This is a genomic window from Variovorax sp. GW460-12-1-14-LB1, from assembly GCF_059423605.1.
Genome location: NZ_JBWKYF010000105.1, coordinates 1 through 17,339 on the forward strand (window position 1 = coordinate 1; position 17,339 = coordinate 17,339).

The following is a 17,339-nucleotide window of genomic DNA, read 5'->3' on the forward strand; positions in this document are numbered from 1 at the left end:
AAAAGGGCCGGAGCCGGGGCGGACGCCGATTGTCCCCCAGCGGCTCCGATATGACTGTGGCACGGCGTTTGCAATGGTGAACCCCGTCCCGGCACCCCTCTTGTCTAGACAGCAAACTGGGGCATTTCTCTCGGAGATGAACCAAAACAGGACTTTCGGGTTATCCTGTATATACAAGTTGGGGCGCCTGGCAACAATGCGAGGCGTGCTGCCCATATCCCCCGGGCATGTATCGCCGAGTCACCTCTCTCAAAAAATGGAACCAGGAGTCCCCATGGTCAAGGTAGTTGTGAAAGTCGCTTCGCTGCTGGCAGCAGGTGCATGTGCAGCGGGCATGGCCGGAACGGCCGCCGCCCAGGACACGAAGATTTCGCTCGGCATGTCCGGCTGGACCGGCTTTGCGCCGCTCTCGCTGGCCGACAAGGCCGGCATCTTCAAGAAGAACGGGCTGGACGTCGAACTCAAGATGATCCCGCAGAAGGACCGCCACCTGGCGCTGGCCTCCGGCGCGATCCAGTGCGCGGCCACCACGGTGGAGACGCACGTGGCCTGGAACGCCAACGGCGTGCCGATCGTGCAGATCTTCCAGATGGACAAGTCCTACGGCGCCGACGGCCTGGCCGTGCGCAACGACGTGAAGAGCTTTGCCGACCTCAAGGGCAAGAGCATCGGCGTGAGCGCCCCGGGCACCGCGCCGTACTTCGGCCTGGCCTGGATGCTCAGCAAGAACGGCATGAGCCTGAAGGACGTGAAGGTGGTCTCGCTCGAGCCGCAGCCTGCCGCGCAGGCTTTCGTGGCCGGCCAGAACGACGCCGCCATGACCTACGAGCCCTACCTGTCGACCGTGCGCGCCAACCCGGCCGCCGGCAAGATTTTGGCCACCACGCTCGACTACCCGATGGTGATGGACACCGTCGGCTGCGCGCCCACCTGGCTCAAGACCAACGCCAAGGCCGCTGCCGCGCTCACCAAGTCGTACTTCGACGCGCTGGACATGATCAAGGCCGACCCGGCCAAGGCCAACGAACTCATGGGCTCGGCCGTCAAGCAAAGCGGCGAGCAGTTCGCCAAGTCGTCGGCCTACCTGCGCTGGCAGGACAAGGCCGCCAACCAGAAGTTCTTCGCGGGCGAGCTCACCAGCTTCATGAAGGAAGCCGCGGCCATCCTGCTGGAGGCCGGCGTGATCCGCAAGGCGCCGGAAGACTATGCCGCCACCTTCGACGCCAGCTATGTCAAGTAAGGCCTTGCCGCAGATGCAACCGATGACCGCCGCTCCGGCGCGCGCCGTGACGCCGCCGCCCGCGCCTCCCGTGCGGCGTCGCGTGTTCGCGCCGCTCGAACCCATCAGCGCGTCCGCGCGCACGATGCTGGGGCTGGGCTTCTTCGTGCTCTTCGTGGTGGTGTGGGGCATCGCCACGCTGGGCGGCTTCGTGTCGCCCACCTTCCTGGCGAGCCCGATCACGATGGTCAAGGAGGGCTGGCTGCTCTTCACCGAGTACGGCTTCATCGGCGACATCGGCATGACCGTGTGGCGCGTGTTCGGCGGCTTCCTGCTGGCGGCCGTCATCGCGGTGCCGCTGGGCGTGGCCATGGGCACCTGGAAGACCGTCGAGGCCTTCTTCGAGCCCTTCGTGTCGTTCTGCCGCTACCTGCCGGCCTCGGCTTTCATCCCGCTGCTCATCCTGTGGGCGGGCCTGGGCGAAATGCAGAAGCTGCTGGTGATCTTCATCGGCTCGTTCTTCCAGATCGTGCTGATGGTGGCCGTCACCGTGGGCGGCGCGCGGCGCGACCTCGTCGAGGCCGCCTACACGCTGGGCGCCAACAGCCGCGGCATCGTGGCGCGCGTGCTCATTCCGGGCGCCGCGCCGGGCATCGCCGAAACGCTGCGCCTCGTGCTGGGCTGGGCCTGGACGTATGTGATCGTGGCGGAACTCATCGGCTCCTCGTCGGGCATCGGCCACATGATCACCGACAGCCAGGCGCTGCTGAACACCGGGCAGATCATCTTCGGGATCATCGTGATCGGCGTCATCGGCCTGTTGTCCGACTTCGCTTTCAAGGCGATGAATCGCCGTCTGTTTGCATGGGCTGCACTGTGAAGAACCAACTCTCCATTCAAGGCGTCTCGCGCGTCTTCACCGGTACCAAGGGCCAGCGCACGCAGGCGCTGCAGCCGATCGACTTCGAGGTGAAGGAGAACGACTTCGTCACCATCCTCGGCCCCTCGGGCTGCGGCAAGTCGACGCTCTTGCGCATCGTGGCGGGGCTCGACTTCCCGACCACCGGCCAGGTGATGCTCGACGGCGAGCGCATCGAAGGCCCGGGCGCCGACCGCGGCGTGGTGTTCCAGAGCTACACGCTGTTCCCGTGGCTCACGGTGGCGCAGAACATCCGCTTCGGCCTGCGCGAGCGCGGCATGAGCGAGGCCGACCAGAAGGAGCGCAGCGAGTTCTTCATCGCCAAGGTCGGCCTGCGCGGTTTCGAGCACCACTTTCCCAAGCAGCTCTCGGGCGGCATGCAGCAGCGCACGGCCATTGCACGCGCGCTGGCCAACGACCCCAAGATGCTGCTGCTCGACGAGCCCTTCGGCGCGCTCGACAACCAGACCCGCGTGCTCATGCAGGAGCTGCTGCTGGGCATCTGGGAGTCGGCGCAGAAGACGGTGCTGTTCGTCACGCACGACATCGACGAGGCGATCTTCATGGCCAACCGCGTGGCGGTGTTCAGCGCGCGGCCGGGCCGCATCAAGACCGAGATCGCGGTCGACTTCCCGCACCCGCGCAGCTACACCATCAAGACCTCGCCCGAGTTCATGGACATCAAGGCGCGCCTGACCGAAGAAATCCGCGCCGAGTCGATGGCCGCCGCGGAACATTGAAAGCACGATGAAACGCGACCTGCCGTCCCTCGCGCTCTATGCGCAAGTCAAGGATCACATCTCCCGAAAGATCCAGGACGGCACGTGGCCGCCCGGCCACCGCCTGCCTTCCGAGAACGAGCTGGTCGCGCAGTTCGGCATGGCGCGCATGACCGTGAACCGCGCCCTGCGCGAGCTCATGGAGCAGGGCCGCATCGTGCGCGTGGCCGGCGTCGGCAGCTTCGTGGCCGAGAACAAGCCACAGTCGACGCTGCTGCAGATCGCCAACATCGCCAGCGAGATCCGCCAGCGCGGCCACGACTACCGCTGCGAGATGCTCGCGGTCGAGCGCCTCGCGGCCTCGCCCGACGTGGCCGCCTGGCTCGACCTGCGCGCGGGCGACTCGGTGTTCCACAGCGCCTGCCTGCACCTGGACAACGACACGCCCGTGCAGCTCGAGGAGCGCTACGTCAACCCGCAGGTCGTGCCCGACTTTCTCGAGCAGGACTTCACGGTCGTGCCGCCCAGCGAGTACCTGGTGCGCAACGTGCCCTTCGACCAGATCGAACACGTCGTCGATGCCGTGCTGCCCAGCGCCGAACAGGCCGAGCGGCTCGCGATGGCGCCCACCGACCCCTGCCTGCTGCTGACGCGCCGCACCTGGATCCGCAACACGCCCGTGACCTGGGTGCGCTGCCTGCATCCCGCGTCCCGCTACAGCCTGGGCAGTCGTTTCAAGTCCGACGGCAACCCGACCTTCGGCTAGACAGACCGTTTTTTTTCGACCCTCAGAGGCCCACGTTTTCTCTCGCAACCACTTGTATAGACAGGTTCACATGCCAAGCAATCACACCGCCACTCCCCACGCCACATTGACCCTCACGCCCGGCAAGGTCGACCTTGCGATGCTGCGACGCATCCAGGCCGGCGGCGTGCACCTTGCGCTCGACCCGTCGGTGCAGGACGGCATGGCCAAGGCCGAGGCCGCGGTGCGCCACATCGTCGAGAACGACGAGGTGGTCTATGGCATCAACACCGGTTTCGGCAAGCTCGCCAGCACGCGCATCGGCAACGACCACCTGGCCGAGCTGCAGCGCAACCTCGTGCTCTCGCACAGCGTGGGCACGGGCGAGCCGCTGGCCGCGCCGGTGGTGCGCATGATCCTCGCGACCAAGGCCGTGAGCCTGGCGCGCGGCCACTCGGGCGTGCGGCCCGCGCTGGTCGATGCGCTGCTGGCGCTGTTCAACGCGGGCGTCACGCCGAGCATCCCGTGCAAGGGCTCGGTCGGCGCCTCGGGCGACCTCGCGCCGCTGGCCCACATGGCCTGCGTGCTCATCGGCGAAGGCGAAGCCACGCTGGCCGACGGCCAGAAGGTGAGCGGCGCTGAAGCCATGCGCAGCATCGGCCTCGAACCCTTCGTGCTCGGCCCCAAGGAAGGCCTGGCGCTGCTCAACGGCACGCAGGTGTCGACCGCGCTGGCGCTGGCCGGCCTGTTCGGCGCCGAAGACGTGTTCGCCGCCGCGTTGATGTCGGGCGCGCTGTCGCTCGAAGCCATCCAGGGCTCGATCAAGCCCTTCGACGCGCGCATCCACGCCGCGCGCGGCCAGCCCGGCCAGATCGCCGTGGCCGGCGCCGTGCGCACGCTGCTCGACGGCAGCGAGATCGTGCCCTCGCACGCCGACTGCGGCCGCGTGCAGGACCCGTACTCGGTGCGCTGCATCCCGCAGGTGATGGGCGCCTGCCTCGACAACCTGGCCCACGCCTCGCGCGTGCTGGTCATCGAAGCCAACGCCGCATCGGACAACCCGCTGGTGTTCTGCGACACCGGCGAAGTGATCTCGGGCGGCAACTTCCACGCCGAGCCGGTCGCCTTCGCGGCCGACATCATTGCGCTGGCCGTGAGCGAAGTCGGCGCCATCGCCGAGCGCCGCCTCGCGCTGCTGCTCGACAGCGGCCTGTCGGGCCTGCCGCCCTTCCTGGTGCGCGACGGCGGCCTGAACTCCGGCTTCATGATCGCGCAGGTCACGGCCGCTGCGCTCGCCTCGGAAAACAAGTCGCACGCGCACCCCGCCAGCGTCGACAGCCTGCCGACCTCGGCCAACCAGGAAGACCACGTGTCGATGGCCACCTTCGCGGCGCGCCGCCTGGGCGACATGGTCAACAACACCGCCGTGGTGGTGGGCATCGAAGCGATGGCCGCCGCCCAGGGCATCGAGCTCAAGCGCAAGCTGAAGAGTTCGCCGCTGGTCGAAGCGGAATTCGCCCGCATCCGCCAGAAGGTCGCGTTCCTCGAGACCGACCGCTACCTCGCACCCGACATCGAAGCCATGCGCCTGTGGGCGCTCGCGGCCGACCTGCCGGCCGCGCTGCTCGACATCCTGCCCAGCCACTCGAAGTGATCCGTACCGACCGCCACCCGACAAGGAGAACCACGCCATGAACGCACCCGACAAATTCGCCCTGAACACCCCCACCGGCGCCGATCCGCGCCATGACCCGACCCGCGTGATCCGCGCCCCGCGCGGCACCGAGCTCAACTGCAAGAGCTGGCTCACCGAAGCGCCGTACCGCATGCTGCAGAACAACCTCGACGCCGAAGTGGCCGAGCGCCCGCAAGACCTCGTGGTGTACGGCGGCATCGGCCGCGCCGCGCGCGACTGGGCCTGCTACGACCAGATCCTCGCCTCGCTGAAGGAACTGGAAGACGACGAGACCTTGCTCATTCAATCGGGCAAGCCCGTGGGCGTGTTCAAGACGCATGCCGACGCACCGCGCGTGCTGCTCGCCAACTCCAACCTCGTGCCGAAGTGGGCCAACTGGGAGCACTTCAACGAGCTCGACCGCCAGGGCCTCTTCATGTACGGCCAGATGACGGCGGGCAGCTGGATCTACATCGGCAGCCAGGGCATCGTGCAAGGCACCTTCGAGACCTTCGTCGAAGCCGGCCGCCAGCACTACAACAACAGCCTCGCGGGCAAGTGGATCCTGACGGCCGGCCTGGGCGGCATGGGCGGCGCGCAGCCGCTCGCGGCCACGCTGGCCGGCGCCGTGTCGCTGAACATCGAGTGCCAGCAGTCGAGCATCGACTTCCGCCTGCGCACGCGCTACGTCGACAAGCAGGCACGCGACATCGACCACGCCTTCGAACTCATCAAGCAGCACTGCGACGCCAAGGAAGCCGTGTCGATCGCGCTGCTGGGCAACGCGGCCGACATCCTTCCGGAACTGGTGAAGCGCGCGAAGGCCGGTGGCCTCAAGCCCGACCTCGTGACCGACCAGACCTCCGCGCACGACCTGATCAACGGCTACCTGCCCTCGGGCTGGAGCGTGCCGCAGTGGCAGGCCGCCATGAAGGACGCGTCACAACACGACGCGCTGAAGAAGGCTGCCGCCAAGTCGTGCGCCGTGCACGTGCAGGCCATGCTCGACTTCCAGGCCATGGGCATTCCCACGGTCGACTACGGCAACAACATCCGCCAGGTCGCGTTCGACGAAGGCGTGAAGAACGCCTTCGACTTCCCGGGCTTCGTGCCGGCCTACATCCGTCCGCTGTTCTGCGAGGGCAAGGGCCCGTTCCGCTGGGTGGCGCTCTCGGGCGATCCGGAAGACATCTACAAGACCGACGCCAAGATCAAGGAGCTGTTCCCCGAGAACACCCACACGCACCGCTGGCTCGACATGGCGCGCGAGCGCATCGCCTTCCAGGGCCTGCCCGCGCGCATCTGCTGGCTCGGCCTGGGCGAGCGCCACATCGCCGGCCTGGCCTTCAACGAGATGGTGAAGAACGGCGAGCTCAAGGGTCCGATCGTCATCGGCCGCGACCACCTGGACACCGGCTCGGTCGCCAGCCCGAACCGCGAGACCGAAGCCATGAAGGACGGCACCGACGCCGTCTCCGACTGGCCGCTGCTCAACGCCCTGCTCAACACGGCCGGCGGCGCGACCTGGGTCAGCCTGCACCACGGCGGCGGCGTGGGCATGGGCTACTCGCAGCACTCGGGCGTGGTGATCGTGTGCGACGGCACCGACGCGGCCGCCAAGCGCATCGGGCGCGTGCTCTTCAACGACCCGGCCACCGGCGTCATGCGCCATGCCGACGCGGGCTACGACATCGCGGTCGCCACGGCGAAGAAGCAGGGCCTGAAGCTGCCGATGATCAAGTAAGGCCGGCAGGCGCCGCAGGTGAAGTAAAAAAGCGGGTCACCCGACACCCCACACCCGAAGGAGACCCGACGATGACCCTCGATGCTTGCGACCTGCAGCGCCGCGTGCGCGAACGCGTGGACGACGCGCTGGTGGCGCAGTTTCAGCGCGACGGCGCGGTCTGCATCCGCCAGCTGCTCACGGCCGACGAACTCGCGCTGCTGCGTGACGGCATCGAGGCGAACCTGGCGGCGCCCAGCCCGCGCGCCAAGGTCGCGAGCCGGCCCGACGACCCGGGCCGTTTCTTCGAGGACTTCTGCAACTGGCAGGAGATCGACGCCTTCGGCCGCTTCATCCGGCAGGCACCGCTGGCGCCCCTCGCGCAGCGGCTCATGGGCTCGGACACCGTGCGCCTGTACCACGACCACCTGCTCGTGAAGGAACCCGGCACGCGCCAGCGCACGCCGTGGCACCAGGACCAGCCCTACTACAACATCGAGGGCATGCAGAACGTCAGCATGTGGATTCCGGTCGACCCGGTGTCGCGTGCCGCCACGCTCGAGTTCGTGGCCGGCTCCCACAAGGGGCCGTGGCTGATGCCGCGCACCTTCATGGACAACCACGCCAAGTGGTTCCCCGAAGGCAGCCTCGACGACCTGCCCGACATCGAGGGTGCGCGCGAGCGCTTTCCCATCGTCGGCTGGGACATCGAGCCGGGCGACTTCGTCTGCTTCCACATGCTCACGCTGCATGCGGCCGCCGGCGTCGAGGGGCCGAACCGGCGCCGCGTGTTCTCGGTGCGTTTCCTGGGCGACGACATCCGCCACGCCCCGCGCAGCTGGAAGACCTCACCCGATTTCCCGGGCCTGGCCGAGCGCCTGCCGGCCGGCGCGCCGATGGACGATCCGCTCTTTCCGCTGCTGGTGCGCTGAGCCCCGGTAAGACGAAGGTAGAAAGAAAAAACGCGCTCATTCCCATCGAGTGGGAATTCGGGCTTGGTCGTGAGAACGGCGAGCAAGATACTGCACGCCGCATCCACTTTCGACCGCCCAGCGATTGCCCCCGATGACGACCCCCCTTGACGCTCCCGCCCACAACGACCGCGCGCTGTTCGTGCTGTCGGTGCTGGCGCAAAGCAAGGCGGCGATGACGGCGGCCGAGCTGGTGCAGGCCACCGGCCTGTCGCAGAGCACGCTGTACCGCCAGGTCGCCACCTTGCGCCGCTGGGGCTTCGTGATGGAGTCCGAGGGCCGCTACTCGCCGGGACCGGTGAGCGTGCAGCTGGCCAGCGGCTTCGACGGCAACTCCGACCTCGTGATGGCCGCGCGCGCCGACATGCGCGTGCTGGCGCAGCAAAGCCACGAGAGCGTGGCGCTCGTCACCCTGGTGAACGAGCGCGTCGTGTGCCTGGAGATGATCGACAGCGAACAGTCGCTGCGCTGCTCCTTCGACCGCGGCCGCAGCGTGCCCGCGCGCGACGGCGCCAGCGCCAAGTGCCTGCTGGCCCACGCACCCGACGACGCGCGCGACCTGCTGCTCGACGGCCTGGACGAAGGCCCCGAACGCCGCGCCGAGCGCGCCGCCGAACTCGACGCCATCCGCGCCGCCGGCCATGCCGTGACGCACGGCGAGGTCGATGCCGGCGTGTGGGGCGCGAGCGCGCCGGTGCTGGCCGCGGGCCGGCGCCTGCGCGGGGCGATCACGCTGATGGCGCCGCTCACGCGCGTCGAAGGCATGGAAGCTGCATTGGTCCACATGACCGTCGTCACGGCGGCCCGCATCTCGCGCGCACTGCAGTAGTCGCCGCTTTTTCTTTTCTTTCTCCCTCCCTCACCTCCACGAAAGCCCTCCCATGAACACCCGTCGCACCCTCGTCGCCGCCGCCCTGTCCGGCCTCGCTTTCTTCGGTTTCGCTGGCGCCGCGCAAGCCCAGGGCGAGCCGCTGCGCGTGGCCACCGACGCCACCTTCCCGCCGATGGAGTTCGTGGAAAACGGCAAGCGCACCGGCTTCGACGTGGAGCTGGTGGAAGCCATCGGCAAGACGCTGGGTCGCAAGATCGAGTGGATCGACATCGACTTCAAGGGCCTCGTGCCGGGCCTCATCTCCAAGCGCTTCGACATGGCCGTCTCGGGCATCTACATCACCGACGAGCGCAAGAAGGTCGTCGACTTCACCGTGCCGTACTACGCCGGCGGCCTCGTGGTCATGGTGAAGGACAACAACACGACCATCAAGAAGCCGGCCGACATCAACGGCAAGAAGGTCAGCGTGCAGGTGGGCACCAAGTCGGTGGCCTACACCAAGGAGAAATTCCCGCAGGTGCAGCTGATGGAAGTCGAGAAGAACCAGGAGATGTTCAACCTCGTGGACATCGGCCGCGCCGACGCCGCCGTCACCGGCAAGCCCGCCGCCTTCCAGTACGTGCGCACGCGCGGCGGCCTGAAGGTGCTCGACGAGCAGATCACCACCGAGGAATACGGCATGGCCATCCGCAAGGACACGCCCGAGCTCACCAAGGCCGTGAACGGCGCGATCGAGAAGCTCAAGGCCGACGGCACCTACGCGGCCATCGTCAAGAAGTGGTTCAGCGCCACCGCCAAGTAAGCGCGCCATGGACTTCGATTTTTCGCCCGTCTGGCAGGGCTGGCCCGACCTGCTGCGCGGCGCGCTGGTCACGGTGGAGATCACCGCCTGCGCGCTGGCCCTGGGTTGCGTGCTGGGCCTGCTGGTCGGCATCGGCCGGCTGAACCCGAAGCGGCGCTGGATCTACGGCGTGTGCACCGCCTACGTGGCTGCGATTCGCGGCACGCCGCTGCTGGTGCAGTTGTTCATCCTGTTCTTCGGCCTGCCGCACTTCGGCATCCTGCTGCCGGCCTTTGTGTGCGGCGTGCTGGGGCTCGGCGTGTACTCGGGCGCCTACGTGTCCGAGATCGTGCGCGGCGCGATCCAGTCGATCGACAAGGGCCAGACCATGGCCGCGCAGTCGCTGGGCATGACGCCCGGCGTGGCGATGCGCCAGATCGTGCTGCCGCAGGCCGTGGTGCGCATGATCCCGCCGCTGGGCAACGAGTTCATCGCGCTCATCAAGAACTCGGCGCTGGTGTCGCTCCTGACCATTCATGACGTGATGCACGAAGGCCAGAAGATCATCAGCGTGTCGTACCGCTCGCTCGAGGTGTACCTGGCCATCGCGCTCGTGTACTTCATGCTCACGGGAACGATGACCCTGATCCTGCGGCATTTCGAACAGAAGCTGCGCCAGGGCGGGTTGATGCGATGAGCGTGCAGCGTTTCTCGCGCGCGACCCTGCGCGCCACGCCCTGGAAGAACGGCGGCGGCACCACGCAGGAAATCGCCAGCTGGCCGCCAGGCGCGGGGCTCGACAGCTTCGGCTGGCGCGTGAGCATCGCCACCATCGCGTCGCCCGGCCCGTTCTCGGTGTTCCCGGGCATCGACCGCCAGATCATGCTGCTCGAAGGCGACGGCGTGCGCCTCTTCACGCACGACGGCCGCGTGTCGCACCGGCTCGACGTGCCGCACCAGCCCTTCGCCTTCTCGGGCGACGACCCGATCGACTGCACGCTGCTCGGCGGCGCCTCGAACGACTTCAACGTGATGGCGCGCGGCGGCCAGTGGCGCGCCGACGTGCAGGTGCTGGAACGCGCCTCCGACATCGCGCCCGCGCCGCACGGCGTGCTGCTGGCCTTGCGCGGCGAGTGGCGCTTGAATGACGGCGAAGCCCTGGGCGACGGCGAGGGCCTGTGCTGGACCGACGCCGCGCAGGCATGGCAGGCCGCACCGGCGAGCGACGGCGCGCGGCTGGTGGCCGTGCGCTTCGTGCCGGCCTGAGCGGCCCAAGCAAAGAACAGGAGATGACGATGACACCCCCCAGCGAATTCCCCTCGGCCGACGGCCTGTGGACCGGCCTGCGCCTGGCGCCCGGTGCGGCGCCCGGCGTCACCTTGGCGCCCGACGCCGAAGCCGCCCTCGTGGTCGCGCAGGGCACGGTCCGCTGGGTCGGTGCGCGCGCCGACCTGCCCGCCGAATTCGCGGGGCTCGCGCCGCACGACGGCGGCGGCGCGCTCGTCACGCCCGGCCTCGTCGATTGCCACACGCACCTGGTCTACGGCGGCCAGCGCGCCAACGAGTTCGCGATGCGGCTGGCGGGTGCCACGTACGAAGAAGTGGCGAAGGCCGGCGGCGGCATCGTGTCGTCGGTGCGCGCCACGCGCGAAGCCGACGAAGACACGCTGTTCGCCCAGGCCGCCGCGCGCCTCGAGCAGCTGCTGGCCGACGGCGTCTGCGCCATCGAGATCAAGTCGGGCTACGGCCTGGCGCTCGAACACGAGCGCAAGCAGCTGCGCGTGGCGCGGCGACTTGGCGAGGCTTACGGCGTCACCGTGCGCACCACCTTCCTCGGCGCGCACGCGCTGCCGCCCGAATACGCCGGCCGCAGCGGCGACTACATCGACCTCGTCTGCCACGAGATGCTGCCCGCGCTCGCGGCCGAAGGGCTGGTCGATGCGGTCGACGTGTTCTGCGAACGCATCGCCTTCTCGCTCGAAGAAACCGAGCAGGTCTTCCAGGCCGCCCAGGCGCTGGGCCTGCCGGTGAAGCTGCATGCCGAGCAGCTGTCGGACATGGGCGGCGCGGCGCTGGCCGCGCGCTACGGCGCGCTGTCGTGCGACCACATCGAGCACCTGTCGGCCGAGGGCATCGCGGCCATGCGCCAGTCGGGCACCGTGGCCGTGCTGCTGCCCGGCGCCTACTACACGCTGCGCGACACGCACCTGCCACCCATCGATGCGCTGCGCGCCGCGGGCGTGCCGATGGCCGTCTCGACCGACCACAACCCCGGCACCTCGCCGACGCTGAGCCTGCTGCTGATGGTCAACATGGCCTGCACGCTGTTCCGCCTCACCGTGCCCGAGGCGCTGGCCGGCGTCACCGTGCACGCCGCGCGCGCGCTGGGCCTGCAGGACACGCATGGCGCCATCGCGCCCGGCATGCCCGCCAACTTCGTGCTCTGGAACCTGCACGACGCCGCCGAGCTGGCCTACTGGTTCGGCCAGCAGCCGGTGCGCGCCGTGGTGCGCCAGGGACGCATCGCCATCGGAGCCACCGAATGACACACACGCTTTTCGCAGCCGATGCGCTGCTGCCCGCAGGCTGGACGAAGAACGTCCTGCTGACGTGGAACGACGCCGGCCGGCTCACGCAGGTCCAGTCCGGCGCGCAACCGCCGGCGGGCGCGCAGGTGGCGACCGGCCCGGTGATCCCCGGCATGCCCAACCTGCATTCGCACGCCTTCCAGCGCGCCTTCGCGGGACTCACCGAGCACCGCGCCGAACAGCAGGACAGCTTCTGGAGCTGGCGCACGCTGATGTACCGCTTTGCCGCGCGCCTCGGCCCGCAGCACATGGAGGCCATCGCGACCTGGCTCTACGCCGAGATGCTCGAGGCGGGCTACACCAGCGTGTGCGAGTTCCAGTACGTGCACCACGACACCGACGGGCGCCCCTACGCCGACGACGCGGCACTGAGCCGCGCGCTGCTGCGCGCCGCGCACAACACCGGCATCGGCTTCACGCTGCTGCCGGTGCTCTACCAGACCAGCGGCTTCGGCGACCAGCCGCCCACCGAGGGACAGCGCCGCTTCATCCGCTCGACCGAGTCGATGCTGCGCCTGCTCGACGCGCTCAAGCCCGACTGCGACGCGCAGGGCGCGCGCCTGGGCCTGGCGCCGCATTCGCTGCGCGCCGTGCCGCCCGAGGCGCTGCGCGAGGCGCTCGCCGGCCTGGACGCCATCGACCGCACCGCGCCGGTCCACATCCACATCGCCGAACAGACGAAGGAAGTGGACGACTGCGTGGAGTGGAGCGGCCTGCGCCCTGTCGAATGGCTGCTCGACCACGCGAGCGTCGATGCGCGCTGGTGCCTCGTGCACGCCACGCACATGAACGACGCCGAGTACGAATACGCGGCACAGAGCGGCGCGGTCGCGGGCCTGTGCCCGACCACCGAGGCCAACCTGGGCGACGGCATCTTCGACTTTGCGCGCTGGCGCAGCCACGGCGGCGCCTGGGGCGTGGGCTCCGACAGCCACGCCAGCGTCAACGCGGCCGAGGAACTGCTGATGCTCGAGTACAGCCAGCGCCTGGGCCGGCGCCAGCGCAACGTCGGCGCCAGCGCGGCGCAGCCGCACGTGGCCACCGCGCTCACGCTCGAAGCGGTGCAGGGCGGGGCGCAGGCGTCGGGCCGCGCGGTCGGCGGGCTGGCCGCGGGGCAGCAGGCCGACTTCGTCGTGCTCGACGCCCATCACCTCGCGCTGCAGGGCCTGTCGGCGCCCGACATGCTCTCGGCCCATGTGTTCGCGAGCCACCGCACCTCGGCCGTCGACGCGGTCTGGGTGGCGGGCCGCCCGCGCGTCACGGCTGGGCGCCACGCGCTGCATGGCGATGCCGCAGCCGCCTTCGTTGCCGCGCGCACCCAACTCCTCAAGGACTGAATTCCCATGGCTTTCACCACCACCGAACCGGCGTTCCGCTTCCGCCAGGGCACGCGCCCGCTGCTGATCTCGATGCCGCACGTCGGCACGCACGTGCCGCCCGCGCTGGCCGCGCGCTTCACCGACGAGGCGCGCCACGTGCCCGACACCGACTGGCACCTCGAACAGCTCTACGACTTCGCCGACGCACTCGGCGCCTCGGTGCTCGTGGCCACGCACTCGCGCTACGTGGTCGACCTGAACCGTCCGCCGGACGGCGCCAGCCTGTACCCGGGCCAGAGCGTCACCGGCCTGTGCCCGGTCGACACCTTCGACGACACGCCGGTCTATGCGAAGCCCGAAGACCACCCGTCCGACGAAGAAGTTGTCGAACGCCGCGAGGCCGTCTGGCGCCCGTACCACCAGCAACTGCAGGCCGAGCTCGACCGCCTCACGGCCGCGCACGGCACCGTCGCGCTGTGGGACGCGCACTCGATCCGCTCCGTGCTGCCGCGCTTCTTCGAAGGCAAGCTGCCCGACCTGAACCTGGGCACCGCCGATGGCAAGAGCTGCGACCCCGCGCTGGCCGCCACGCTGCGCGGCATCGCCGAATCGGCGCCGGGCTACACCGGCGTGCTCAACGGCCGCTTCAAGGGCGGCCACATCACGCGCCAGTACGGCAACCCGGCCGGCGGCGTGCACGCGGTGCAGCTGGAGATGACCCAGTCGAGCTACATGCAGGAAGCGCTGCCCTTCGACTACCTGCCCGACGTGGCCGCGGGCGTGAAGCCGCACGTGCGCCGCATGCTGGAAGCGGTGCTGGCCTTCGTCGAAGGCGGCGCCCGGTGAGCGCCGCCATCCACGCGTTCGCGCGCCCCGAGGTGCCGCCGCTGCCGCCCTACAACGCGGGGCTGTCCTCGGAGGCCGTGCGAGCGCGCTACGGCGTCAGCGAGATCGCGCGGCTGGCGAGCAACGAGAACCCGTACGGCCCCAGCCCCGCGGTGGCGCGGGCGCTGGTCGACCTGGCGGCGCGCGCGGGCACCTACCCCGACGCCAACTCCACGGCGCTGCGTGCCGCCATCGGGCAGCGCACCGGCGCGCTGCCCGGCGAGGTGGTGATCGGCAACGGCTCCGAGGACATCCTGCAGATGCTGTGCCAGGCGCTGCTGTCGCCGGGCGATCGCGTGCTCACGCAGCGCCCGGCCTTCGGCCTGCACGAGATCTACCCGCGCATGATGGGCGCGCAGGTCGAGCTGCTGACGCTCACGCCGGAACTCGGCTTCGACGTCGACGCCTGGTGCGCCGCGCTCGCGCGCGGGCCCAAGCTGGTGATGCTGGCCAACCCCTCGAACCCGGTCGGCTGCATGTTCGATGCGGCCGATTTCGCGCGCCTGCTCGCGGCGGTGCCCGCGGGCACGCTGCTGGTGGTGGACGAGGCCTACTACGAATATGCGCGGCTGGCGCCCGGCTACCCCGACGTGCTCGCCCTGCTGCGCGCCTGGCAGGCGGCCGGCGAAGGCCGCTCCCCCTGGATCGTGCTGCGCACCTTCTCCAAGGCCTGGGGCCTGGCCGGCCTGCGCGTGGGCTACGGCATTGCGTCCGACGCGGCGCTGGTGCAGCTGCTCGACCGCGTGCGCACGCCTTTCAACGTGAACCTGGCGGCGCAGGCCGCGGCGCTGGCGGCCTGGGGCGACGAGGCTTTCATGGCGCAGGCGGTGGCGCGCACCGTGCAACAGCGCGAGGCGCTGGCGGACCAGCTGCGCGCCCTGGCCGGGTCGGTCTGGCCGGGCCTGCGCATTGCGCCTTCGGCGGCCAACTTCCTGTTCGTCGATCTCGGGCGGCCCAACGCGCCGGTCAACGAGGCGTTGCTGGCGCGCGGGATCATCGTCAAGCCCTGGAAAGAGCCGGGCTTCGAGACCTTCATCCGCGTGTCGGTGGGCACCGACGCGGACAACGCGCGCTTCGTGCAGGCGCTGGCGGAGATCGCGGGCGGCCAAGGCTGACGCCGGCAAGACCCGCCTGCGCGCCGGGCCAGACCGGGGTTTTTACAATCGCGGACATGACCAAGCCCCTCATCTATACCCGCGGCCAGGCGCTGCCGGGCATCCTGGCCAACCGCATTGCCATCCTCGACGGCGCGATGGGCACGATGATCCAGCGCTTCAAGCTCACCGAAGAGCAATACCGCGGCGAGCGCTTCAAGGACTTCGAGCGCGACGTGAAGGGCAACAACGAGCTGTTGTCGCTCACGCGCCCCGACGTCATCACCGACATCCACGAGGCCTACCTCGCGGCCGGCGCCGACCTCATCGAGACCAACACCTTCGGCGCCACCACCATCGCGCAGGAGGACTACAAGATGGCCCACCTGGCGCGCGAGATGAACCTCGAATCGGCCAAGCTGGCGCGCGCGGCCTGCGACAAGTACAGCACGCCCGACAAGCCGCGCTTCGTGGCCGGCGCCCTCGGCCCGACGCCCAAGACCGCGAGCATCAGCCCCGACGTGAACGACCCGGGCGCGCGCAACGTCGATTTCGAATCGCTGCGCGCGGCGTACTACGAGCAGACCGAAGCATTGGTCGAAGGCGGCGCCGACGTGATCCTGGTCGAGACCATCTTCGACACGCTCAACGCCAAGGCCGCGCTGTTCGCGGTGGACGAATATTTCGACAACAGCGGCCAGCGCTTGCCGCTGATCATCAGCGGCACGGTGACCGATGCGTCGGGCCGCATCCTCAGCGGCCAGACCGTCACCGCCTTCTGGCACAGCGTGCGCCATGCGCAGCCGCTGGCCATCGGCCTGAACTGCGCGCTGGGCGCGACGCTGATGCGCCCCTACATCCAGGAGCTGGCGCGCGTGGCGGGCGACACCTACATCAGCTGCTACCCGAACGCCGGCCTGCCCAACCCGATGAGCGACACCGGCTTCGACGAGACGCCCGACGTCACCTCGCGCCTGCTGCACGAGTTCGCGGCCGAGGGGCTGGTGAACATCGTGGGCGGCTGCTGCGGCACCACGCCGGACCACATCGCGGCGATCGGTGCGGCGGTGGCGCCTGCCAAGGGCCGCCTCCTGAACAGCAACGGCTTCTACAAAGAAGCCGCCTGAAGCCGGGCGCCGCGCGCGCCCTCGGCTGATTGACGGCTCCCCGCCCCACGCCTACGCTGGGGCGCACAGGAGCCTCCCATGAACGCCACATCCTTCTTGCGCCGCGCTGCCTTGGGCGCGCTCGTCCTGCTGCTGCCGCTCGCCGCGGCGGCGCAGCAGGCCTTCACGCGCGGCGCGGTCAACCTGCGCGCCGGGCCTTCGGGCGACTACCCGCTGGTGGCACGGCTCGGGCCGGGGCAACCGGTCGACGTGGTCGGCTGCACCAGCGGCTACGGCTGGTGCGACGTGGTGCTGCCCGACGGCGGGCGCGGCTGGCTCTGGGCCAGGAACCTCGACTACGCCTACCAGCAGCAGCGCGTGCCGCTGGCCACCTACGGCGCGGTCATCGGCGTGCCGATCGTGAGCTTCGTGATCGGCAGCTACTGGGCCGACTACTACCGCGACCGCCCCTGGTACGGCGACCGGCGCTGGTGGGGCCACCGGCCCCCGCCGCCGCCGATCGCGGGCTGGCGCCCGCCGCCGCCCGTGCACCCGGGCTGGCAGCCGCGGCCCTGGCCGGGGCCTGGTGTGCGTCCGCCCCACGGACCTGGGGTCCGCCCACCTCATGGACCTGGGGTCCGTCCCCCGCACGGGCCGGGCATCCGGCCGCCCGTTGATCCGGGGTTCCGCCCGCCGCGCCCGCAGCCGGGCTTCCGGCCCGGGCCGCCGCCGGGCGTGTCGCATCCGCATCCGGGCGGCCGGA

The 17,339-nt window shown here is 69.7% G+C and carries 17 protein-coding genes; all 17 read left to right on the forward strand.

What is annotated here, in order from left to right; all coding sequences use genetic code 11:
- Positions 1 to 274: 274 nt before the first annotated feature.
- Positions 275 to 1,240 carry an ABC transporter substrate-binding protein gene (locus AC07Y4_RS30490; protein WP_487848900.1) on the forward strand — a complete coding sequence of 322 codons (966 nt, stop codon included), beginning with the start codon at positions 275 to 277 and terminating at the stop codon, positions 1,238 to 1,240.
- 13 nt (positions 1,241 to 1,253) lie between these two features.
- The gene (locus AC07Y4_RS30495; RefSeq protein ID WP_370681937.1) at positions 1,254 to 2,099 is read left to right on the forward strand and encodes an ABC transporter permease; all 846 of its coding nucleotides are present in this window, start codon (positions 1,254 to 1,256) and stop codon (positions 2,097 to 2,099) included.
- Entirely contained in the window at positions 2,084 to 2,878 is a 795-nt protein-coding gene (locus AC07Y4_RS30500; RefSeq protein ID WP_062481286.1) for an ABC transporter ATP-binding protein, read from the forward strand. The genes AC07Y4_RS30495 and AC07Y4_RS30500 overlap by 16 nt, the downstream gene beginning before the upstream one ends.
- Positions 2,879 to 2,885: 7 nt before the next feature.
- Positions 2,886 to 3,623 carry a histidine utilization transcriptional repressor HutC gene (hutC, locus tag AC07Y4_RS30505; protein ID WP_095743138.1) on the forward strand — a complete coding sequence of 246 codons (738 nt, stop codon included), beginning with the start codon at positions 2,886 to 2,888 and terminating at the stop codon, positions 3,621 to 3,623.
- 70 nt (positions 3,624 to 3,693) lie between these two features.
- Positions 3,694 to 5,256, forward strand: coding sequence for a histidine ammonia-lyase (gene hutH / locus AC07Y4_RS30510; protein WP_487848899.1), 1,563 nt, complete (start codon positions 3,694 to 3,696; stop codon positions 5,254 to 5,256).
- A 37-nt stretch (positions 5,257 to 5,293) separates the two neighbouring features.
- The gene (gene hutU / locus AC07Y4_RS30515) at positions 5,294 to 7,021 is read left to right on the forward strand and encodes a urocanate hydratase (RefSeq protein WP_070064049.1); all 1,728 of its coding nucleotides are present in this window, start codon (positions 5,294 to 5,296) and stop codon (positions 7,019 to 7,021) included.
- Positions 7,022 to 7,092: 71 nt separating this feature from the next.
- Positions 7,093 to 7,932, forward strand: coding sequence for a phytanoyl-CoA dioxygenase family protein (locus AC07Y4_RS30520; RefSeq protein WP_159273438.1), 840 nt, complete (start codon positions 7,093 to 7,095; stop codon positions 7,930 to 7,932).
- A 133-nt stretch (positions 7,933 to 8,065) separates the two neighbouring features.
- Complete coding sequence (locus AC07Y4_RS30525; protein ID WP_095951039.1) at positions 8,066 to 8,800, forward strand: IclR family transcriptional regulator; 735 nt, start codon at positions 8,066 to 8,068, stop codon at positions 8,798 to 8,800.
- 52 nt (positions 8,801 to 8,852) lie between these two features.
- Entirely contained in the window at positions 8,853 to 9,605 is a 753-nt protein-coding gene (locus AC07Y4_RS30530) for a transporter substrate-binding domain-containing protein (RefSeq protein WP_487848898.1), read from the forward strand.
- Between the two features lie 7 nt (positions 9,606 to 9,612).
- Positions 9,613 to 10,281, forward strand: coding sequence for an amino acid ABC transporter permease (locus AC07Y4_RS30535; RefSeq protein WP_062482282.1), 669 nt, complete (start codon positions 9,613 to 9,615; stop codon positions 10,279 to 10,281).
- The gene (locus AC07Y4_RS30540; protein WP_487848897.1) at positions 10,278 to 10,850 is read left to right on the forward strand and encodes a HutD/Ves family protein; all 573 of its coding nucleotides are present in this window, start codon (positions 10,278 to 10,280) and stop codon (positions 10,848 to 10,850) included. Before AC07Y4_RS30535 ends, AC07Y4_RS30540 begins: the two co-directional genes overlap by 4 nt.
- 23 nt (positions 10,851 to 10,873) lie before the next feature.
- Positions 10,874 to 12,130, forward strand: coding sequence for an imidazolonepropionase (hutI, locus tag AC07Y4_RS30545; RefSeq protein ID WP_487848896.1), 1,257 nt, complete (start codon positions 10,874 to 10,876; stop codon positions 12,128 to 12,130).
- Complete coding sequence (locus AC07Y4_RS30550) at positions 12,127 to 13,509, forward strand: formimidoylglutamate deiminase (RefSeq protein ID WP_487848895.1); 1,383 nt, start codon at positions 12,127 to 12,129, stop codon at positions 13,507 to 13,509. Before hutI ends, AC07Y4_RS30550 begins: the two co-directional genes overlap by 4 nt.
- A gap of 6 nt (positions 13,510 to 13,515) precedes the next feature.
- The gene (gene hutG / locus AC07Y4_RS30555) at positions 13,516 to 14,337 is read left to right on the forward strand and encodes an N-formylglutamate deformylase (RefSeq protein WP_487848894.1); all 822 of its coding nucleotides are present in this window, start codon (positions 13,516 to 13,518) and stop codon (positions 14,335 to 14,337) included.
- On the forward strand, positions 14,334 to 15,491 hold the full coding sequence (locus tag AC07Y4_RS30560; RefSeq protein WP_487848893.1) for a histidinol-phosphate transaminase: 1,158 nt from the start codon (positions 14,334 to 14,336) through the stop codon (positions 15,489 to 15,491). Before hutG ends, AC07Y4_RS30560 begins: the two co-directional genes overlap by 4 nt.
- Positions 15,492 to 15,547: 56 nt before the next feature.
- On the forward strand, positions 15,548 to 16,597 hold the full coding sequence (locus AC07Y4_RS30565) for a homocysteine S-methyltransferase family protein (protein ID WP_070064057.1): 1,050 nt from the start codon (positions 15,548 to 15,550) through the stop codon (positions 16,595 to 16,597).
- Between the two features lie 78 nt (positions 16,598 to 16,675).
- On the forward strand, positions 16,676 to 17,339 hold a 664-nt coding region (locus tag AC07Y4_RS30570), incomplete at its 3' end, for an SH3 domain-containing protein (protein WP_495275529.1).